At 64.7% G+C, this 18,161-nt stretch carries 14 protein-coding genes; 6 read left to right on the plus strand and 8 right to left on the minus strand.

Annotation, left to right across the window (positions count from 1 at the left end):
* Nucleotides 1-25 precede the first annotated feature (25 nt).
* From PW947_RS02810 to PW947_RS02825, 4 genes are all read left to right on the plus strand, one after another.
* Nucleotides 26-904, plus strand: coding sequence for an NmrA/HSCARG family protein (locus tag PW947_RS02810; protein WP_299629529.1), 879 nt, complete (start codon nt 26-28; stop codon nt 902-904).
* 260 nt (nt 905-1,164) lie between these two features.
* Nucleotides 1,165-2,637 carry a benzaldehyde dehydrogenase gene (locus PW947_RS02815; protein ID WP_299629531.1) on the plus strand — a complete coding sequence of 491 codons (1,473 nt, stop codon included), beginning with the start codon at nt 1,165-1,167 and terminating at the stop codon, nt 2,635-2,637.
* 16 nt (nt 2,638-2,653) lie between these two features.
* Entirely contained in the window at nt 2,654-3,781 is a 1,128-nt protein-coding gene (locus PW947_RS02820; RefSeq protein ID WP_299629533.1) for an NAD(P)-dependent alcohol dehydrogenase, read from the plus strand.
* A 126-nt stretch (nt 3,782-3,907) separates the two neighbouring features.
* Complete coding sequence (locus PW947_RS02825; RefSeq protein WP_299629534.1) at nt 3,908-5,107, plus strand: helix-turn-helix domain-containing protein; 1,200 nt, start codon at nt 3,908-3,910, stop codon at nt 5,105-5,107.
* Nucleotides 5,108-5,164: 57 nt separating this feature from the next.
* Here PW947_RS02825 and PW947_RS02830 read toward each other — a convergent pair whose 3' ends face one another.
* Together PW947_RS02830 and PW947_RS02835 are read right to left on the minus strand one after the other, a co-directional pair.
* Nucleotides 5,165-6,700: a methyl-accepting chemotaxis protein gene (locus tag PW947_RS02830; RefSeq protein WP_299629536.1), complete on the minus strand. Its 1,536-nt coding sequence runs from the start codon at nt 6,698-6,700 to the stop codon at nt 5,165-5,167.
* 306 nt (nt 6,701-7,006) lie between these two features.
* Nucleotides 7,007-7,927, minus strand: coding sequence for a LysR family transcriptional regulator (locus tag PW947_RS02835; protein WP_299629538.1), 921 nt, complete (start codon nt 7,925-7,927; stop codon nt 7,007-7,009).
* 98 nt (nt 7,928-8,025) lie between these two features.
* Between PW947_RS02835 and PW947_RS02840 the strand changes: the two genes are divergently transcribed.
* Complete coding sequence (locus PW947_RS02840; protein WP_299629540.1) at nt 8,026-9,453, plus strand: aldehyde dehydrogenase family protein; 1,428 nt, start codon at nt 8,026-8,028, stop codon at nt 9,451-9,453.
* Between the two features lie 199 nt (nt 9,454-9,652).
* Nucleotides 9,653-10,528, plus strand: a complete 876-nt coding sequence (purU, locus tag PW947_RS02845) for a formyltetrahydrofolate deformylase (RefSeq protein WP_299629541.1) — start codon at nt 9,653-9,655, stop codon at nt 10,526-10,528.
* A gap of 115 nt (nt 10,529-10,643) precedes the next feature.
* On the opposite strand, the gene PW947_RS02850 is transcribed toward purU, so the two are convergent.
* From PW947_RS02850 to PW947_RS02875, 6 genes are all read right to left on the minus strand, one after another.
* Nucleotides 10,644-11,498 (minus strand): glycine betaine ABC transporter substrate-binding protein, encoded by an 855-nt coding sequence (locus tag PW947_RS02850; protein WP_299629543.1) that lies wholly within the window; start codon nt 11,496-11,498, stop codon nt 10,644-10,646.
* A 155-nt stretch (nt 11,499-11,653) separates the two neighbouring features.
* Nucleotides 11,654-12,868 (minus strand): hybrid-cluster NAD(P)-dependent oxidoreductase, encoded by a 1,215-nt coding sequence (locus PW947_RS02855; RefSeq protein ID WP_299629629.1) that lies wholly within the window; start codon nt 12,866-12,868, stop codon nt 11,654-11,656.
* A 47-nt stretch (nt 12,869-12,915) separates the two neighbouring features.
* On the minus strand, nt 12,916-14,208 hold the full coding sequence (locus PW947_RS02860) for an aromatic ring-hydroxylating dioxygenase subunit alpha (protein WP_299629545.1): 1,293 nt from the start codon (nt 14,206-14,208) through the stop codon (nt 12,916-12,918).
* 83 nt (nt 14,209-14,291) lie between these two features.
* Nucleotides 14,292-15,059, minus strand: a complete 768-nt coding sequence (locus PW947_RS02865) for an electron transfer flavoprotein subunit beta/FixA family protein (RefSeq protein WP_299629547.1) — start codon at nt 15,057-15,059, stop codon at nt 14,292-14,294.
* Nucleotides 15,056-16,243: an electron transfer flavoprotein subunit alpha/FixB family protein gene (locus tag PW947_RS02870; protein WP_299629548.1), complete on the minus strand. Its 1,188-nt coding sequence runs from the start codon at nt 16,241-16,243 to the stop codon at nt 15,056-15,058. The genes PW947_RS02865 and PW947_RS02870 overlap by 4 nt, the downstream gene beginning before the upstream one ends.
* Nucleotides 16,244-16,247: 4 nt before the next feature.
* Nucleotides 16,248-18,161 (minus strand): (Fe-S)-binding protein, encoded by a 1,914-nt coding sequence (locus PW947_RS02875; RefSeq protein ID WP_299629550.1) that lies wholly within the window; start codon nt 18,159-18,161, stop codon nt 16,248-16,250.

The following is an 18,161-nucleotide window of genomic DNA, read 5'->3' on the forward strand; positions in this document are numbered from 1 at the left end:
GTCCACATCAATCAAGGAGAGGATCATGGCCATTCTGGTCACGGGTAGCACGGGCGTCGTCGGCAAGCAGGTTCTCGATCATTTGCGCGATAGCGGCGCGGAAATCCGGGCGCTGACGCGCTCGCCGGAAAAAGCGCAGTTCGATGCGGGCATCACCGCCGTCAAAGGCGAACTCGCCGACATCGACGCGATGCGCGCCGCGATGAAAGGCGTCAGCACGCTGTTCCTGCTCGCGCCGAACGCCGCCGACGAACTGACGCAGGCGCTGCAGGCGATGAGCATCGCGCGGGACGCGGGCGTCAAAGGCATCGTCTATCTGTCGGTATTCAAGGGCGCCGAGTATGTGGACGTGCCGCATTTCACCGGCAAATACACGGTCGAACGGATGATCGAGCACGACGATCTGCCCGCCACCGCGCTGCGTCCCGCGTACTTCATGCAGAACGACGAGCGTCAGAAAGAGCCGCTGACGACGCATGGCGTGTATGGGATGCCGATCGGCAGCAAGGGGATTTCGATGGTGGATGTGCGCGATATCGGCGATGCGGCCGCGCGTGAGTTGCTGCGTCGCGAGCGGGCAAGCGGAGCGTTGCCGCGCGAAAGCTACGACGTGGTCGGGCCGGATGCGATCACAGCCGAAAGTGTCGCGTCGATCTGGGCCGAAGCATTGGGCCGTCCGGTCCGCTATGGCGGCGACGACCTCGATCTGCTCGAACAGCGGCTGAAGGCCGCCGCACCGCCGTGGCTCGCCTACGATATGCGCCTGATGATGCAACGCTATCAGCAGGAAGGCGCGGTGGCGTCGAGCGACGACGTCGCGCGTCTTGCCGGACTGCTGGGCCGCCCGCCGCGCTCGTATCGCGACTTCGCGATGGCCGCTGCGGCCGCGTGGTCGAAAGCATAACGTCCGAACCGTCCGAACCGTCCGTGCCCGCGTGAGTTCGACGCGGGCCCGTGGCGGCTCTGTTCAGAAACTGGACACTTCCACGCGCGCGCCCCCGTCGCGCTGTCGGTCCCAGCGGCAGGAAGAAATACCGATAGCACGCGCGCGGCCTCGCTTCTATGCTCGGCAACCTCAGGCCGTGCCACGACGCGCTTCGATCTTCGACGTGTCACGGCCTTATTGCGCAGCGCCGTCGCGCAGCCACACCGTCAGGAGAATCCATGAGCGTCACCCCCGCTTCGCGCCTACTCGATACCGACATCTGGCAAGCCCGCCTGTTTACCGGCGAATGGCGGCCCGGCAGCCACACGTCGGACGTGATGGAACCGGCGACCGGCCAGCGGCTGGGACGCATCGGCATGGCTGACGCGGACCTGATCGCGCAATCCGCCGCGAGCGCCAGCGGCGCGCAACCGGCATGGGCCGCGCTGCCGTACGACGAGCGCGCGAGCGTGCTGCGTCGTGCGGCGCGTCTGGGCGAAACGCACTTCGACGAGATCGTCGAATGGGTGGTCCGCGAAAGCGGCTCGACGCGCGCGAAGGCCGGGTTCGAAACCTCGGTCACGATCAAGGCGCTGCATGAAGCGACCGGCCTGCCGTCGCGCTCGGCGGGCGAAGTGCTGCCGTCGGTGCCGGGCCGTCTGTCGCTGGCGCGCCGCCGTCCGCTCGGCGTGATCGGCGTGATTTCGCCGTTCAACTTCCCGCTCTATCTGGCGATGCGCGCGGTCGCCCCGGCGCTCGCGCTGGGCAACGCGGTCGTGTTGAAGCCGGACCCGCGCACGTCCGTGTGCGGCGGCTTCGTGATCGCTCGGCTGTTCGAACTGGCCGGTCTGCCGAACGGCGTGCTGCACGTCGTGCCCGGCGACGGCGCGGCAGGCGCAGCGCTCACCAGCGATCCGCATATCGCGATGATCCAGTTCACCGGATCGACCGCAGCAGGACGCAAGGTCGGAGAAACGGCCGGGCGTCATCTGAAGAAGGTGTCGCTGGAACTGGGCGGCAAGAATTCGCTGATCGTGCTCGACGACGCCGACCTCGAACTCGCCGTCGCCAACACCGCATGGGGCGTCTATCTGCATCAGGGACAAATCTGCATGGCGACCGGCCGCGTGCTGGTGCAGCGGAAAATCTACGACCGCTTCGTCGAGAAACTGGTGGATAAAGCGGCCAGCCTGACCGTCGGCGATCCGGCCGCAGGCGACGTCGCGCTCGGACCGCTGATCAACGCGGCGCAACGCGATCACGCCGCGCGCGTGGTGGCCGATGCGCAGCAGGCCGGCGCGACGCTCGAAACGGGCGGCCATTTCCGCGACCTGTTCTTCGAACCGACCGTGCTGAGCGGCGTCACGCCCGACAACCCCGCGTTCAACGAAGAAATCTTCGGACCGGTTGCAGTGGTCGTGCCGTTCGACAGCGACGAAGACGCGATCGCGCTCGCCAATCGCACCGAATATGGTTTGTCGATGGCGATCGTCACGTCGAACGTGGGCCGCGCGCTGCGGATGGGCGAACGGCTGCGTACCGGCCTGCTCCACATCAACGATCAAACCGTCAACGACGAAGTGATCAACCCGTTCGGCGGCGTCGGCGCGTCGGGCAACGGCACCAGTATCGGCGGCCCGGCGAACTGGGAAGAATTCACCCAATGGCAATGGATGACCGTCAAGGGCGAAGCCCCGCTCTATCCGCTCTGATCGCGCAAGGACAACCATGAGCACACTCACACCGTTTCGCAAGATAACCGCCGCCGTCGCACGGGCGAAGGGCGAGCCGTTCTCGATTCAACAGGCACGCATCCGGGCTCCGCAAGACGACGAAGTGCTGGTACGCGTGGTCGCGACCGGCTTGTGTCACACCGATCTGATCGTGCGCGACCAGTACTATCCGGTGCCGCTGCCGGCCGTGCTCGGCCACGAAGGCGCGGGCATCGTCGAGGAAGTCGGGCCGTCGGTGAAGGGCCTGAAACCCGGCGACCACGTGGTGCTGACCTACGGCGCATGCGGCCACTGCCAGCCGTGCAGCGGCGGCCACGGCGCGTACTGCAAGCACTTCTTCGGTCTGAACTTCGGCGGCGGCGATCTCGAAGGCCGTACCGCGATCGAGGACGAAGAAGGCCGTCCGCTTCACGATCATTTTTTCGCGCAATCGTCGTTCGCGAGCTTTGCGCTGGCGCGTGAGAACAACGCGATCAAGGTCCCGCACGACGCGCCGCTCGACCTGCTCGGACCGCTCGGCTGCGGAATCCAGACCGGCGCGGGCGCGGTGATCAACTCGCTGAAGGTCACGCCGGGCAGCAGCTTCGCCAGCCTCGGCGCGGGCGCGGTCGGCTTGAGCGCGGTGATGGCCGCGCGCGTCGCGGGCGCGACCACCATCATCGCCGTCGATGTCGTGCCGTCGCGACTCGCGCTGGCGAAAGAACTCGGCGCAACGCACGTGGTGAACAGCCGCGAAGTGGACATGATCGAGACGATCCGCGAGATCACCGGCGGCGGCGTCGATTTCGCGCTCGAATCCACCGGCCGCGCCGAAGTGCTGTCGCAAGGCATCGAAGCGCTCGGCACACGCGGCGCGATGGGCGTGGTCGGCGCGCCGCCGCTAGGCACGCTGGCGCAGTTCGACATCAACAGCCTGCTGCTGAACGGCCGCACGATTCGCGGCATCGTCGAAGGCGACAGCGTGCCGCAAACCTTCATTCCGCAACTCGTTCAGCTGTATCAGCAAGGCCGTTTTCCGTTCGACAGGCTGGTGCGGTTCTATCCGCTCGAACAGATCAACGAAGCCGCGCAGGACAGCATCAGCGGCGTCACGTTGAAGCCGGTGTTGCGCATTTCGCACTGACGCACGCACGCGCATGGTCCGTCAGCCGGTCTGCCCGGCTGACGGCGCTTCGCGGCATGCGTGAGGTATTCTGTGGACGGAACAGCGCGGCGCCGCGTACGGGCGTCGCGCCGCACAGGAGACAGCGTGGACAAGATCGATTCGACGGCGTCGCGGCAACAGCGTCTGAACGCCGCGCGCGTGCAGTTCAGCGGCGGCGAGCAGTTGCCTGCGGCATTGCTGTCCGCGCCGGTCGCGCGGTCATGGGAGCGTTCGCGGACTGCCGGTCTGCTGCCGTCGCAAGCGCCGCAATACGAATTGCTCGACACCTCGCGCCACGGTTCTGATTCGCGAGCGGACCGCCGCCTCTATAGCTGCGTCGTCGATGAAATCGAGCAGTTGTGGGAAGCATTCGGCGGCGCCGACTGGACCATCTTCTGCGTCAATACGCAAGGCACGGTGGTCCACGCGCGCCACAGTCCCGCCTGCACCGACGACCTGCTGCTGCCCATCACGTCCGGCCGACGCATCCTCGAATCGCATATCGGCACGACCGCGCCGAGTTGCGTGATCCACGACGGCTCGGAAGTCGTGGTCGCGCGCGGCGAGCATTATCTGCAGGAGTTCGAGCGCGCGTTCTGCGTTGCCGTGCCGCTGTTCGGTTTTCATGGCGAGGTCATCGGCGCGCTGGACATCACCGGCACCGGCGAGCGCGACGCGGCCCAGGTTCAGGAGCAATTCCGGCTCGCCGCGCTGGCCGCCGAGCAGCGCATGTTCGCGACCTTGCGCGGCTGTCATCTGTTGCGTCTGCAACATGATCCGCGCTGGCTGAACACGCCGCTCGCGGGCATTCTCGCAGTCGAAGAAGATGGTTTCGTACGGGCCGCCAGCCGGATGGCGCGACGGATGCTGTCGTTATCGCCGGGCGCGCCGTTGCCCGCGCTGCATCTGCGACAACTCTTCGACGCGGCCACGCCCGCGCAACTGAACCGGATGCTGCAAACCGGCCGCAATCCGCAACGGGTGCCGCGCACGGACGGCAGTCATCTGTGGGTGAGTCATGCGCGCGCGCCACAAAGCCGCAGCACCGCGCGGCGTGAAGCAGCGGGTCTCGCGGCAGCCGTTGGCGAAGCCGCTGCATCGCCCATCGTCAACACGTCCACGGCCAACGCCGTAGCCAACGCCAGCTTGCGGGAGCAGACGCTCAGCGCGATCCAGAACGCGATCCGCGAGCATGAGGGCAATATCGCGGCGGCCGCGCGGCAACTCGGGCTGTCGCGCACCACGCTCTATGCCAAGCTCAGGCAGCTTCGTCAAACGGGCATGCTCGATCGCGACGGCGCATGAGCGGCGCGCCGTTCGTGCATTGACGCGGCGCACGCTTCAAGCCGCAAACATCAAGCCTCAAGCCAGCCGGAACTGCGCGACCGTCGCGCGCAAACTGGCCGCCTGATCGTCGAGCGACGCCGCTGCTGCGGCCGCCTGTTCGACCAGCGCGGCATTCTGCTGGGTCACCTGATCCATCTGCGATACCGCCAGATTCACCTGCGCGATACCCGTGCTTTGCTCGCCGTTCGCCGCCGCGATTTCGCCCATGATGTCGCTGACGCGTCCGATCGCGCGGACGATCTCGCGCATCTGCTCGCCCGCTTTCGCGACCTGCTGCGTGCCGGCATCCACCTGCATGACCGAGCTTTCGATCAAACCCTTGATGTCCTTCGCCGCCGACGCACTGCGCTGCGCCAGCGTTCGCACTTCGCCTGCCACCACCGCGAACCCGCGCCCTTCCTCGCCTGCGCGCGCGGCTTCGACGGCAGCATTCAACGCCAGAATATTGGTCTGAAACGCAATGCCTTCGATCAGGCCGGTGATCTGCGCAATCTCGCGCGATTGCCCCGCGATCCCTTCGATCGTGCCGATCACCTGCTGGATCACCGCGCCGCCGTTGCGGCTTGCGTCGAGTGCGTGGACCGCCATCTGGCTCGCCTGACGCGCGTTGTCGGCGTTCTGCTGAACCGCAGTCGACAGTTGCTCCATGCTCGCGGCGGTTTCCTGTAGCGACGCCGCCTGTTCCTCGGTGCGTTGCGACAGATCGGTATTGCCCTGCGCGATCTCGCCCGAACCGGTCGCAATCGATTCGCTCGACTGCTGGATGCCGCGCACCAGGTCGCGCAGCTTCAGACGCATCTCGTGCAGCGCGTACATCAGGCTGGTGCGATCCGACGCTTGCAGACGAATCTCCGCGCCCAGATCGCCCGCGGCGATCTTCGCGGCAAAGGCCGCCGCATCCGACGGCTCGCCGCCGAGCGCACGACGCACGCTGCGCGTCATCAGCCATGCGGTCGCACAGACTGCCGCGATAATCGCGATGGAAATGGCGATCAACGTGGTGGCGAGTCGCCAGAACGCGGCGTTGATGTCGTCGTAGAAGAAGCCGGTGCCGATCCACCAGTTCCATTCGGGCACACCGACCACGCCTTGCAGTTTTTTCTCCAGCGGACCGTTCGGCGAACGCTTGATCAGCACATCGACCAGCGCGACATGCGTCCGCGCAAGGCCATCGCGATACGCTTCGAGGTCGGTTTGTCCGGGCAACGCGCCCTTGCCGACCATGTTTCTGCCGACCAGATCCGCAACCGGATGAACCAGCATGAAACCGTCCGGCCGCATCACGAAGAAATAGCTGTTCTTGCTGGCGTTCAGCGCGGTCAGCGCCTGCTTCGCGGCGGCTTGCGCATCGTCGTGGCTCAGCTTGCCCGCACGCTCCTGCTCGCGATAGAACGCCACCAGATGTTCCGCCTTGCCCAGCAGATTGACGATCTCGGCCTGCCGGTTGTCTTTCAGCGTATGACCCAACGAATAGAGCGCGACTGCGACCACGCACGCGAGGCCCAACAGTGCCGCGCCGACGAGGAGGATCAATCGGGTGGAAATCTTCATGCTCGTGCCTTGTCTCGTCGTAATAGTATTGAAAGACCATAACGGCGAACGGCTACAGAACTTTAGGCGCGGGCCGCCGAAAACCGCGCAAACCGGCGAACGAAGCCATGCGTCGTGTCGAATCGGGGATCTGTTCTGTTTATCGGTGCGGGCCGCGTGCGCGGCGGCGGGAATGCTGGCTGCGCGCGGCTCCCGCGTGGCGCGGCGATACGTGTGCAGGTCGTTCGAACGTCGAAAGTCGCGCGGAAGCGCCGTCCGCGACAGGGAATGCGATCGATCTGTGAGCCGGCGCTTAAAAATCGCGGCTCAACGGGCGTGCCGTTCGATCACGCTGGAAGCGGATGCCGATTCGCGCAGCATCGCGATCAACGCGCGCAAACCGGCCGGGACGTTGCGCCGCCCCGGATAGTAGAGACACAGCCCGTCGAGCGGCGGTGTCCAGTCGTCGAGCACACGCACCAGCGTGCCCGCGTCGAGATCCGCCGCGACGCTCCATTCGGTCAGATACGTCAGCCCCAGACCGGCGCGCGCGGCCGCCAGCATCAGGCCCGACTCGTCGAGCGTGATCGCGCCTTTGCCGTCGATCCGGATCGTCTCGCCGTGCCGCTCGAATTCCCAGTGATAGATCGTCCCGCCCGGCATCCGCGTGCGGATGCAGCGATGCGCGGTCAGGTCGGCGGGCGTTTGCGGCGGCGCATGCTGCGCGAAATACGCGGGGCTGCCGACCACCGCGAAACGCTGACGCTCACCGAAGGGCACCGCGATCATGTCCTGCGGCACGGTATCGGCGAGACGAATGCCCGCATCGAAGCCTTCGACGACGATATCGATCAGCCGCCCTTCGGTGACGATGTCGAGCTTCATCTCCGGATAGCGTTGCAGGAACGCGATAAACAGCGGCATCGCCTGCTTCGCCGCGCCGACCGACGTATTGATGCGCAGCGTGCCCGACGGCGTATCGCGGAAGCTGCCGGCTTGCTCGATCGCGGCGCGAATCGTGGACAGCGCGGGCGACACGCTCTCGACAAACTGCTCGCCCGCTTCGGACAAGGACACGCTGCGCGTCGTGCGATTGAACAGCCGCACGCCGATCCGCGCTTCGAGCGCAGCCACCGCGTGACTCAGCGCCGACGTCGATACCCCGAGTTCGACCGACGCCGCGCGGAAACTGCGATGCCTCGCCACCGCCAGCACAGCTTCGAGCTCACTCAGACCGGACGTTTTCATTATCCCAAATCGTTCAATACAACATGCCGGATTGTACGGCTAGTCAACGCAATCGGTGCGGCCTATCGTGTTCTTCAAACCCGATCCGGAGCCACGCAATGAAAATCATCGACACGATCTACCTCGACGGCGCATTCGTCACGCCGCATGGCGACGAGATGTTCGACCTGTTCAATCCCGCGACGGAGCAGGTGATCGGCCGCGTGCGCCTCGCCGACGCGCAGGATGCCCGCGACGCGATTGCCTCAGCGAAGCGCGCTTTCCCGGCGTTTTCGCGCACCGGCCGACACGAGCGGATCGACATGCTGAAACGCATGCATGCAGCCGTGGTCGCGCGCGAAGACGCGCTCTACGAAGCGATCACCGAAGAGTACGGCGCGCCCGTGTCGCGCGGCCGCTGGATGGCGCAGCACGCGAGCAGCGTGCTGCTCGAAGCGGCCAAAGTCTTGCAGGATTACCCGTTCACACGACGTATCGGTATCGCCGAGGTCGTGATGCAACCGCTGGGCGTGGCCGGTCTGATTACGCCGTGGAACAGCGACGCGGGATTTATTTGCGGAAAGCTGGCGGCCGCGCTCGCCGCAGGTTGCACCGCCGTGATCAAGCCGAGCGAGATGAGCGCGATCCAGACGCGGATCGTCACCGAAGCGCTGCACGACGCCGGTTTGCCGCCCGGCGTGTTCAATATCGTCACCGGTCGCGGCGACACGGTCGGCGCGGAAATCGCGTCGCATCCGGACGTCGCGAAACTGTCGTTCACGGGTTCGACGGCGGTTGGCAAAAGCATTTTGCGCACGGCGGCGGAAACGCTGAAACGCGTGACGCTCGAACTCGGCGGCAAGTCGCCGGTGGTGATTCTCGACGATGCAAATTTCGACGAAGCCGTGCCGCTCGCGATTCAGGCGGGCTTGATGAACAGTGGTCAGGCGTGCATCGCCGGTACGCGGATTCTGGTGCCGCGCGCGCGGCTCGCCGAGTTCGAAGCGCATGTGAAGGACGCGCTGGCGCAGGTCCGCGCAGGCGACCCGCGCGATCCGCTGACGAGCGTGGGGCCGATGGTCAGCCGCAAGCAATGGGAGCGCGTGCAGCGCTATATCCGCGTTGGAATCGACGAAGGCGCGCGGCTGATAGCAGGCGGCGAAGGACGCCCGGACGGCGTCGACGCAGGCTGGTTCGTGCGTCCCACGGTGTTCAGCGACGTCGTCAACGATATGACGATCGCCCGCGAGGAAATCTTCGGACCGGTGCTGTCGATCATCGCGTACGACGACACGCCCGACGCGATCCGCATCGCCAACGACACGAATTACGGCTTGCAGGCCTACGTGATGTCGCGCGACATCGACCGCGCGCGGCAAGTCGCCGCGCAGATCGACGCCGGACGCGTGCTGGTCAATACGCTGGCGCACGAACCCGCTGCGCCGTTCGGCGGCTTCAAGCAATCGGGCATCGGCCGCGAGTACGGCACCTTCGGGCTCGAAGCGTTTCTCGAACCGAAAGCGGTGCTCGGCGTGACCGGCGCGTGATGCGGACGCGTCGGCGCGGCCCGCCGCAATCGAACGGACGCTGACGCGCCCGTACCAGCGGCACGGCGTTTAGCTTCTAGCCGGTTCTATTTCCGGCTTGGTCTACTGCATGTCACGCCTGTCCCGCATGCCGCCCGCGCGGCCATGCGCGACGCGTCGATCAAAACGCCAAACCGCTCACCTGCATTGTGGAGACCGCATGTCCGCCGATTCCCGTCCCGATCAACTCGTTCTTACCGTCGCCTGTCCGAGCGCCGCGGGCCAGGTGGCCGCCGTGGTCGGCTTTCTCGACCGGCATCGATGCTATATCGACGAACTGACTGTGTTCGACGACGACCTCAGCGAGCGATTTTTCGTTCGATGCGTCTTTCATGGCGTCGAACGCAACGAGACGCTGCAACTCGCCGCGTTGAAACGCGAATTCGAAAGTATCGCGGACCGCTTCCGGATGACGTGGTCGATTCACGACGTCAACGCACGACCGAAGGTGCTGATCCTCGTGTCGAAACTCGAACACTGTCTCGCGGATCTGTTGTTCCGCTGGCGCATGGGCGAACTGAAAATGGATATCGTCGGAATCGGTTCGAATCACCGCGATTTCGAACCGCTGGCGCAACAGCATGGTCTGCCGTTCCATCATCTACCGATTACCGCCGACACAAAGCCGCAACAGGAAGCGCGACTGCTCGACCTGTTCGACACATCGGGCGCGGAGCTGCTGATTCTCGCGCGCTACATGCAGATTTTGTCGGGCGAGACCAGCCGCAAGCTGGCGTCGCGCGCGATCAATATCCATCACTCGTTTCTGCCCGGCTTCAAGGGCGCGAAGCCGTATCACCAGGCGCATGCACGTGGCGTCAAACTGATCGGCGCGACCGCGCATTTCGTCACCGATGACCTCGACGAAGGCCCGATCATCGAGCAGGTGGTCGAGCGCGTGGACCATTCGTACAGTCCTGAGCGCCTGCTCGCAACGGGTCGCGATGTCGAGTGCATCACGCTCGCGCGTGCGGTGAAAGCGTTTATCGAACGACGCGTGTTTATCAATGGCGACCGGACGGTCGTGTTGCAGTAACGCGTGGCGAGAAACCCGATGCAATGAAAAACGCCGCTGAAAAGCGGCGTTTTCTTGTGGTGCGTCTTGTGGTGCGACGACTGGCGACGCTCGCACGAGCGTCACCTCGCGCGGCTTACTTGACCCAGCTGTCCACGCGATCCGCATGCGCGCCGATCCACGCGTCAGCGGCAGCGGTCGGCTTTTCACCGCCTTGCGTGGCGAGCATCACGCTGTCGATTTCACCCGGTTTCCACTGGAACTTCTTCAGGAACGCGACCACCGGCGGCGCCTTCTTTTCCAGCTCGGGATTGACCACGCTATCCACGTGCTCCGATTCGCCGAACACCTTCTTCGGATCGTCGAGGAATTTGAGTTTGTACTTCGCGAACATCCAGTGCGGCTTCCAGCCCGTCACGATGATCGGCTTGCTGGCCGCTTCGGAGCGCGCCAGTTCCGCTGTCATCGCACTGCCCGAACTCGGCATCAACTGATAGTCGAGGCCGTACGCCTTGATCGCTTCACTGGTTTTCTGCATCACGCCCGCGCCCGCATCGATACCGACGATGCGCGAACCGAACTCGGACTTCTTCGCTTCGAGATCGCCGACCGTCGTGACGTCCGCGTTTTCAGGGACGATCAGACCGATCTTCGCGTCGTTGAAGTTCGGGCCCAGATCGACCACCTTGCTCTTGAAGTTGGTCCAGTACGCACCGTGCGTCACCGGCAGCCACGCGGACAGCGTCGCGTCGAGGTCGCCGCGCGCCACGCCCTGCCACATCACACCGGCCGCGACCGGCACCAGTTGGACCTGATAGCCGAGCCGTTTTTCGATCACGCGCGCAGCGACATTCGACGTCGCGACACTGTCGTCCCAGCCTTCCACGTAACCGATCTTGATGGTCGGTTTCGTGTCGGCCGACACGCCGCCGCTGACTGCGGCCACTGCGCCAAATGCGCTTAAAACAAGTAGTTTTCTGATCAGTCTCATCGCCATTCTCCTTTCGCGGTCCAAGCCACAGAGCACCCAGAATCACCAGCCAGAATTGACCGGTAGCGTTCATTTCCGACATCCAGTTGTCTGGATGCGACTTGCCTCGCTGCATTCGCTTCTTTGCTGCTTTTCACTTCCGTACGACGTATCGCTTACTTGTCGACGACGAGATCGGTCAACGGCTTGCTACAGCACAACAGCACCATGCCTTGATCGATTTCCCGCTGACGGATGCCGCCCGCGTGTTTCATCGCGACTTCGCCCGAAACCAGTTTCACCTTGCACGTGCCGCACATGCCTTGCGTACACGACGCGGGCAGGCGCACGCCCGCTTTCTTCGCCGCGTCGAGCACATGCTGGCCGCTGCCGCATTCGATCTGACGATTGCTCTTCGCAAAGCTCACGGTGAAGGTTTGCGCGACTTCCGGCTCGACGGTGGCAGGCGAAAAACCCGCCGCCTGCTCGCGCAATACCGCAAACGACACGTCGCCCTCCAATGCGTCGGCGACATGCGCGGTGGTCAGTTGCGCCGCGACGTCCGGGATCGTGTCGAACGAGAAACTCTCTTCGTGATAGTGCGACCGTTCGAAGCCGCCTTCGTCCAGAAGATCGCGCACGGCCTTCATATACGGCGCCGGCCCGCACGTGAAAATTTCGCGTTCCATGAAGTCAGGCGCAATCAGCTTCAATAGCGGCAGACTCAGAAAACCGGTCACACCTGGCCAGTTCGTGCGCGTGCCGACACGTTCACACACGAAAGCCGTCCGGAACCGCGTCTGGTTCGACGCAATCAGATCGAGTTCGCGCGCGAAAATAATGTCGTCCGGCGTGCGGGCGCTATGGACGAACACGATATCGCGGTCCTCGCCGAGTTCGTGATGCGCGCGTGTCATCGACATCAACGGCGTCACGCCCGACCCCGCCGACAAAAACAGATACTTGCGCGCCGGATGCCGTGCGCACGTAAACTCACCTGACGGCCCGAGCACGCGCACCGTCGAGCCGACCTGCAAGCTGTCGTGCAGCCAGTTCGACACCTTGCCGCCCGGCACGCGTTTGACCGTAATCGAAATCGTATGCGGGCGCGTGGGCGGCGATGAAATCGTGTAGCAGCGGTTCACCGCTTCGCCGTCGATCTCCAGTTCCAGCGTCACGAACTGTCCCGGCTCGAACACGAACGCGCGCTCGTCGGGGGCGCGAAAGAAAAAACTCTTCACGTCATGCGTTTCCTGACGGATCTGGCAGCACACCAGCGTGTCGTCGGTATCGCTGTTCCAGCGCGCGGGCAGCGTTCCCCAGAAAGCAGGCTGGGTCACGCGGCTCGCCGCCGTCTCCGGATTAGGCTGGAAATTCGCCTGATCGCGCATCATGGTTATCTCCGGATCCTGGTAGCAATGGCGGGTTTCGCTGATCGTCAGCGCATGAACGACACGACTTTTTCGTCGTGCACGATTGACGCATCCGGCGCGTTCGCGTAGTCGGCCAGACGGCCGATATACCACGCGCAGAACTTCTCCACGAGCCCTTCCGTGAACGGCGAATACGGACCCGGTTCGTACGCGCTGCTCGACGCGCCACGCTGCGAGTACTCGACCAGCGCGCGATCCTGATCGTTGGTCGCGCGCCATACGGCGGTCAGGTTGTTGACGTCGTAATCGATGCCTTCGCGTGCATCCTTGTGAACCAGCCACTTGGTGCGAACCAGCGTCTTGCCGGCCGAAAGCGGAATCACCGAGAACGTGACGATGTGATCGCTCATGAAGTGATGCCACGAATTAGGCTGCGTCCAGAACGACAGACCGCCAAGATCGGCCTGCTCGAAGCCACCCAGCAACTTCTTCGATGCGACGCGCGCATCGAGCGTTTGCGATTCGCCGTCGCGATCGAGCGGCAGGCGCTGCGTGCGAAAACCAGTGACGAGATCGGCGAGCCGTTCGATTTCCGCCGACGGCAGATTCAGCGCTTCCCATTGCGCGGTGCGCCGGGCCACCGTCGCTTCGAATGCGGCCATGCCCTCTTCGTTATCCGGCGTGCGCTGATAGCCGAAGCCGTATTCGTACAGCGAAATTGTGAGTTCCGGATGGTTCGCGACGCAGTGATAGCACTCGCGATTGTTCTCCATCGTGAGCTTCCAGTTACCTTCCTCGACCAGATCGATCGACGCGGCGATCTTGCAATCGGCCAGTCCGTGCGGCAGCAGGTACGGCTCCATCGACGCGCGCATCACCGCGAAATCGGTGGGCGGTTCGTCGGCGAGACAGATGAAAATCAACCCGGCCAGATTCTCCAGATGCACCGGTTTCAGGCTATGTTTACAGCGGTCGAACTGCTCGCCCATATGCTCGGCGAACATCAGCTCGCCGGTCAGGTTGTAGGTCCAGCTATGGTACGGACAGACGATATTACCCAGCGAGCCTTTGTCCGAATTGCACAGCCGCGCGCCGCGATGGCGGCATACGTTATGAAACGCGCGCACCTGCATATCGTCGTCGCGAACGATCAGCACCGAGTCGTTGCCAATCTCCACGGTCACGTAATCGCCCGGCTCCGGCACGTCCGGTTCGACTGCAACCTGAATCCAGTGACGCCGGAAAATCACATCGAGATCGAGCGCGTGAATCGCCTCGCTCGTATAGAACGGCGCTTCCAGTGTGTAGCCCTGCTTGCGGCGTTCGATCATTGCGCGAACGTCTGCCGAAACTTTCATTGTGTGCTCCGTATTGCGTCTATTGCGTCATGTCTGCCGCTTTACCAGGCTCGCCTGGCCGCGCGTGGGGTCGATGCGGATGCCTAGTAATCCACGAGTTGATGCTCGCGCAAATACGCCAGAATCACTTGTGCTTTTTCGACGGAACTCCCTTCAATTACGACGCTGCCGCCGCGACTTTCCGACGACGTCGCGGACAGCATCCGCGCGTGTCCCGAGCGTTTTTCCGCAGCGGCGAGCCGCACCGGTTTGGCGCTTGCGGGCTTGACGGTCCACGCCTTGTGTTCGGCGTCGTTGGGCGCGTAGGCGGCGACCTGACGGATCGACCCGGCGCGCAGACGCGCATACGCGTAAGTCGGCGAAGCCGTGGCGAGCGGATGCACGGCGATCACCGCCGGCAAGCGCACGGCCACGCGGCGTCGCAAGCCTTTCGGCATGAACTGGCGCACGTCGACGCTGTCGCCGGACGGCGTGAGATCGACGGCCGCGCCGACGAACGGCATACCGAGCGCGTCGGCGATCCGGTACGGCAGCGTGCCGCTGTCGAATCCGCCTTCGGCGCGCGTGCCGGTCAGCACGAGGTCGTAGCCTTCGAGCCGCGCGGCAAGCGCGCCCACCGGATCGCCGTTCGTGTCGCCCAATGCCAGCACTTCCACCGACCCCGCGCCGAGCGCGAGATACTCGGGCAACGCGGGGTTCGCCGGGTCGCCGGCATGCAACACGTCGAGCGTCGCGCGCTGCGACTCCACCAGCGACAACGCAATCGTCAACGCCGCGGCATCGTTGCGGCTATACCGCGCGACGCCGCTGACCGGATGACGTCCAACCGACACCAGAACGGCGATCTTCATACCAGGGCTCCTTCGCTCGCGACGACCGTATCCGCTGCGTCGCCGGCCTCCCGATGGGCGCGGGCGATGCGCGCGGCGGTGGCCGCGTCGGTCAGCGCCGCGATGGTTTCCTGCGCGTCCGCCACGATGGTCAGATTCGCGCGTTTGGCGATCGGCGCACTCGCGTCGAGATTCACCGCAATCACGTGACGGCAATCCTTGATGCCCTGCAAATGCTGAACCGCACCCGAAATGCCGAACGCGATATAGACGCTGGCTTCGACGGTTTTGCCGGTCGCGCCGATCTGCTTGTCGCGCGTGAACTTGCCGTCGTCGACCGCGACGCGGCTCGCGCCGATGGCCGCGCCCAACGTGCGGGCGAGCTCTTCGAACGCACGCACATCGGACACGCCATTGCCCGCCGACACGATGAAATCCGCCTCTTCCAGCGCGACTTGCGCGGCGTCCGCGGCTTCGACGCCGAGATCGCGATACGACGGTGCCGCCGTCGTATCAGCCATCGCGGGCCATCCGGGCAAACCGTCGACGCGTTCGCCCGCGCCGACGAACGGCAACTTCGGATCGACTGCGCCGGGTGCAAGCAGAATCACATCGGGCAGCGCGCGCGACGCGAGCGCCCGATTCGATTGCACGTAACTCGCCACGTGCGTCGCATCGATTTCGACGACATGCGTGGCGATACTCGCGTTGGCGCGCGCCGCATAGCGACGGCCTAGATCGCCGTCGCCGGTGGCGTTGTCGGGCAAAAACAGATGCGCCGGCGAATACGCCGCGACGCATGCGAGCAGCGCATGCAACGCCGCTGCGGGATCGAATTCACGCCGGTCGATCTCGCGCAATACCACGACCGTGTCCGCGCCGAGCGTCGCCGCGTCTTCGTTGAATTCGCCGAGCGCCAGCAAGACGACCTGCGTAGCGGCGTCCGCGATCAGCGCGGCGGCGGCAAGCACCTGATGCGCGTGATCGTCGAGCGTGCCGCGATCGGTGTGCGCGGCGACCACGAACGTGCGTTGCGGCGCGGTTGTGGTGCGACGCGCTTTCGCATGCGTGTGGCGCATGGCTGTCATGCTCGCATGCGTCTGCGTCATGCCTGACTGAGCAAGCGCGCCGAGCGTGATGCGTTTCAGTCCTTCGGCCGTGATCGTGAACGGACGGCGCGGGTCGATTCGTTTGATGTCGTTCATCGCGTCACTCCAGCGCAGCGGCGACCAGTTCGGCCACGTCGAGCACGTCCGGACGCGGGCCGACCACGCCTTCGAGCATCGCCGTGCAGTTCGGGCATCCGACCGCGACGATGTCGGCGTCGATCGTGCGCGCATCGGCGATGCGGATATCGGGAATGCGTTGCTTGCCGGGAATATCGGTCAGCGGCGCACCGCCGCCACCGCCGCAGCAGCGGCCGCGCATGCCGTGGCGCTCCATTTCGACCACCTTGATGCCGATCGACTTCAGCAGCTGGCGCGGTGCTTCGATCTCGCCGTTGTAGCGGCCCAGGTAGCACGGATCGTGATACGTGATGCGCTTGTCGGCGAGCGCTGCCGCCGCTTTCGGCGACAGCTTGCCGCTCGCGACGATCTCCGCGATCAGCGACGTGTGATGCTGCACCACGTAGTAGCCGCCGAGCGCCCGGTATTCGTTGCGCAAGCTGTGCATCACGTGAGGGTCGGCGGTGACGATACGCTTGAAATCGTAGTGCGCCAGCGTGCCTATCAACTGCGTCGCCAGTTGCTGAAACGTCGCTTCGTCACCGAGACGGCGAGCGGTGTCGCCGGTATCCGTTTCGACTCCGCCGAGCACCGCGTAGTCGATACCCGCACGATTCAGCACGGTGACGAGCGCGCGCAGCGTGCGTTGATAGCGCATATCGAACGCGCCTTCACCGGCGATCAGCAGCACATCGACCGGACGGCCGGGTTGCGCGACCTGCACCTGCAAATCCACCGACCAGTCGTAGCGCGCGGCGATATCGAAACCGTTCGCGCTGCCGGTCTCGCGCAGATTCGCGAGCGTCAGCGGACCCTTGCCAGGCACGATGCCTTCGACCAGGGTTTGATTGCGCCGCATATCGACGATCGCATCGACGTGCTCGATCAGCATCGGGCACTCCTGCACGCACGCGCGGCAGGTCGTGCACGACCACAGCGTGTCCGCTTCGATCAGGCTCGACACCAGCGGTTTGCCGGGCGCGCCGCCGTGCTTGCCGACCGGAATGCCGGGCGTCGGACTGCCGGCGTAGTCGGCATCGGTCCCGCCGACCATACCCGTCACGAGATCCTGGATCAGCTTCTTCGGGTTCAGCGGCTGGCCGGATGCGAAAGCGGGACACGCGGCTTCGCACTTGCCGCACTGGACGCACGCATCGAAGCTCAGCAACTGGTTCCAGCGAAACTCCACCGGCTTGCCGACGCCGTATTCCTTCGCGTCGAGCACGGGCATTTTGAGTGCGGTCGGCGGTACGAGATCGTTGTCATGGCGCGCGGAAAAGCGTTCCTGGCGCGGATGAAACGCGAGATGCAGCAAGCCGGCCAGCGCGTGTTTCATCGGACCGCCGCGCGCCGCGCCGAAGGTCATCGTCCACGCACCCGCCGCAATCAGCAACGCGACGATGATTGCCAGCGCGCCGGACATCGCGCCCGCCGGCAACGCGATAAACAGCGCGAGACCGGCCGCGAACGCGCCGAGCAGCACGGGTAAACTGTCCCACGGGCCGCGCGACAAACGCGCGGGCGTCGCTTTTGCGCCGTGCCGACGACGCCATACGAACACCGCGCCCGTCAGCATCACCAGCGCCGCGACGAAGATCAGCCGGTCGAGCCATATCGAGTAGATCGCGAGACCGTAGTTCACGAACACCAGCGCCATCGCGAGGATCGCGCCGCCGGCCGTTGCCACGTGCGTCTTCGCGATGTACGGATCGCGCGCGACCACGTGATGCAGATCGACGAAATAGCGCTTGGGAATCGCGAGCAGGTTGGTCCATCCGTATGCGCCCGCCGCCGTCGCGCGACCTTCGCGCCAGTAGGTTGCGCGCTTCGCGACCGCAAACGCGAGACCCGCCACCGACGCCCACAACAAGACCGTGATGACAAATACGGCGCTCAT

Origin of the sequence: Paraburkholderia sp. (assembly GCF_028283785.1) — a bacterium.
Classification (GTDB): domain Bacteria; phylum Pseudomonadota; class Gammaproteobacteria; order Burkholderiales; family Burkholderiaceae; genus Paraburkholderia.

Excerpts from the sequence above, each read along its gene's own strand:
- PW947_RS02830 (WP_299629536.1), bottom strand. The coding sequence starts at position 6,700 with ATGAAGATTTCCACCCGATTGATCCTCCTCGTCGGCGCGGCACTGTTG.
- PW947_RS02860 (WP_299629545.1), bottom strand. The coding sequence starts at position 14,208 with ATGAAAGTTTCGGCAGACGTTCGCGCAATGATCGAACGCCGCAAGCAG.
- PW947_RS02870 (WP_299629548.1), bottom strand. The coding sequence starts at position 16,243 with ATGAACGACATCAAACGAATCGACCCGCGCCGTCCGTTCACGATCACG.
- PW947_RS02850 (WP_299629543.1), bottom strand. The coding sequence starts at position 11,498 with ATGAGACTGATCAGAAAACTACTTGTTTTAAGCGCATTTGGCGCAGTG.
- PW947_RS02835 (WP_299629538.1), bottom strand. The coding sequence starts at position 7,927 with ATGAAAACGTCCGGTCTGAGTGAGCTCGAAGCTGTGCTGGCGGTGGCG.
- PW947_RS02865 (WP_299629547.1), bottom strand. The coding sequence starts at position 15,059 with ATGAAGATCGCCGTTCTGGTGTCGGTTGGACGTCATCCGGTCAGCGGC.
- PW947_RS02815 (WP_299629531.1), top strand. The coding sequence starts at position 1,165 with ATGAGCGTCACCCCCGCTTCGCGCCTACTCGATACCGACATCTGGCAA.
- PW947_RS02840 (WP_299629540.1), top strand. The coding sequence starts at position 8,026 with ATGAAAATCATCGACACGATCTACCTCGACGGCGCATTCGTCACGCCG.
- PW947_RS02810 (WP_299629529.1), top strand. The coding sequence starts at position 26 with ATGGCCATTCTGGTCACGGGTAGCACGGGCGTCGTCGGCAAGCAGGTT.
- PW947_RS02855 (WP_299629629.1), bottom strand. The coding sequence starts at position 12,868 with ATGCGCGATCAGGCGAATTTCCAGCCTAATCCGGAGACGGCGGCGAGC.
- PW947_RS02875 (WP_299629550.1), bottom strand. The coding sequence starts at position 18,161 with ATGAGCGCCGTATTTGTCATCACGGTCTTGTTGTGGGCGTCGGTGGCG.
- purU (WP_299629541.1), top strand. The coding sequence starts at position 9,653 with ATGTCCGCCGATTCCCGTCCCGATCAACTCGTTCTTACCGTCGCCTGT.
- PW947_RS02820 (WP_299629533.1), top strand. The coding sequence starts at position 2,654 with ATGAGCACACTCACACCGTTTCGCAAGATAACCGCCGCCGTCGCACGG.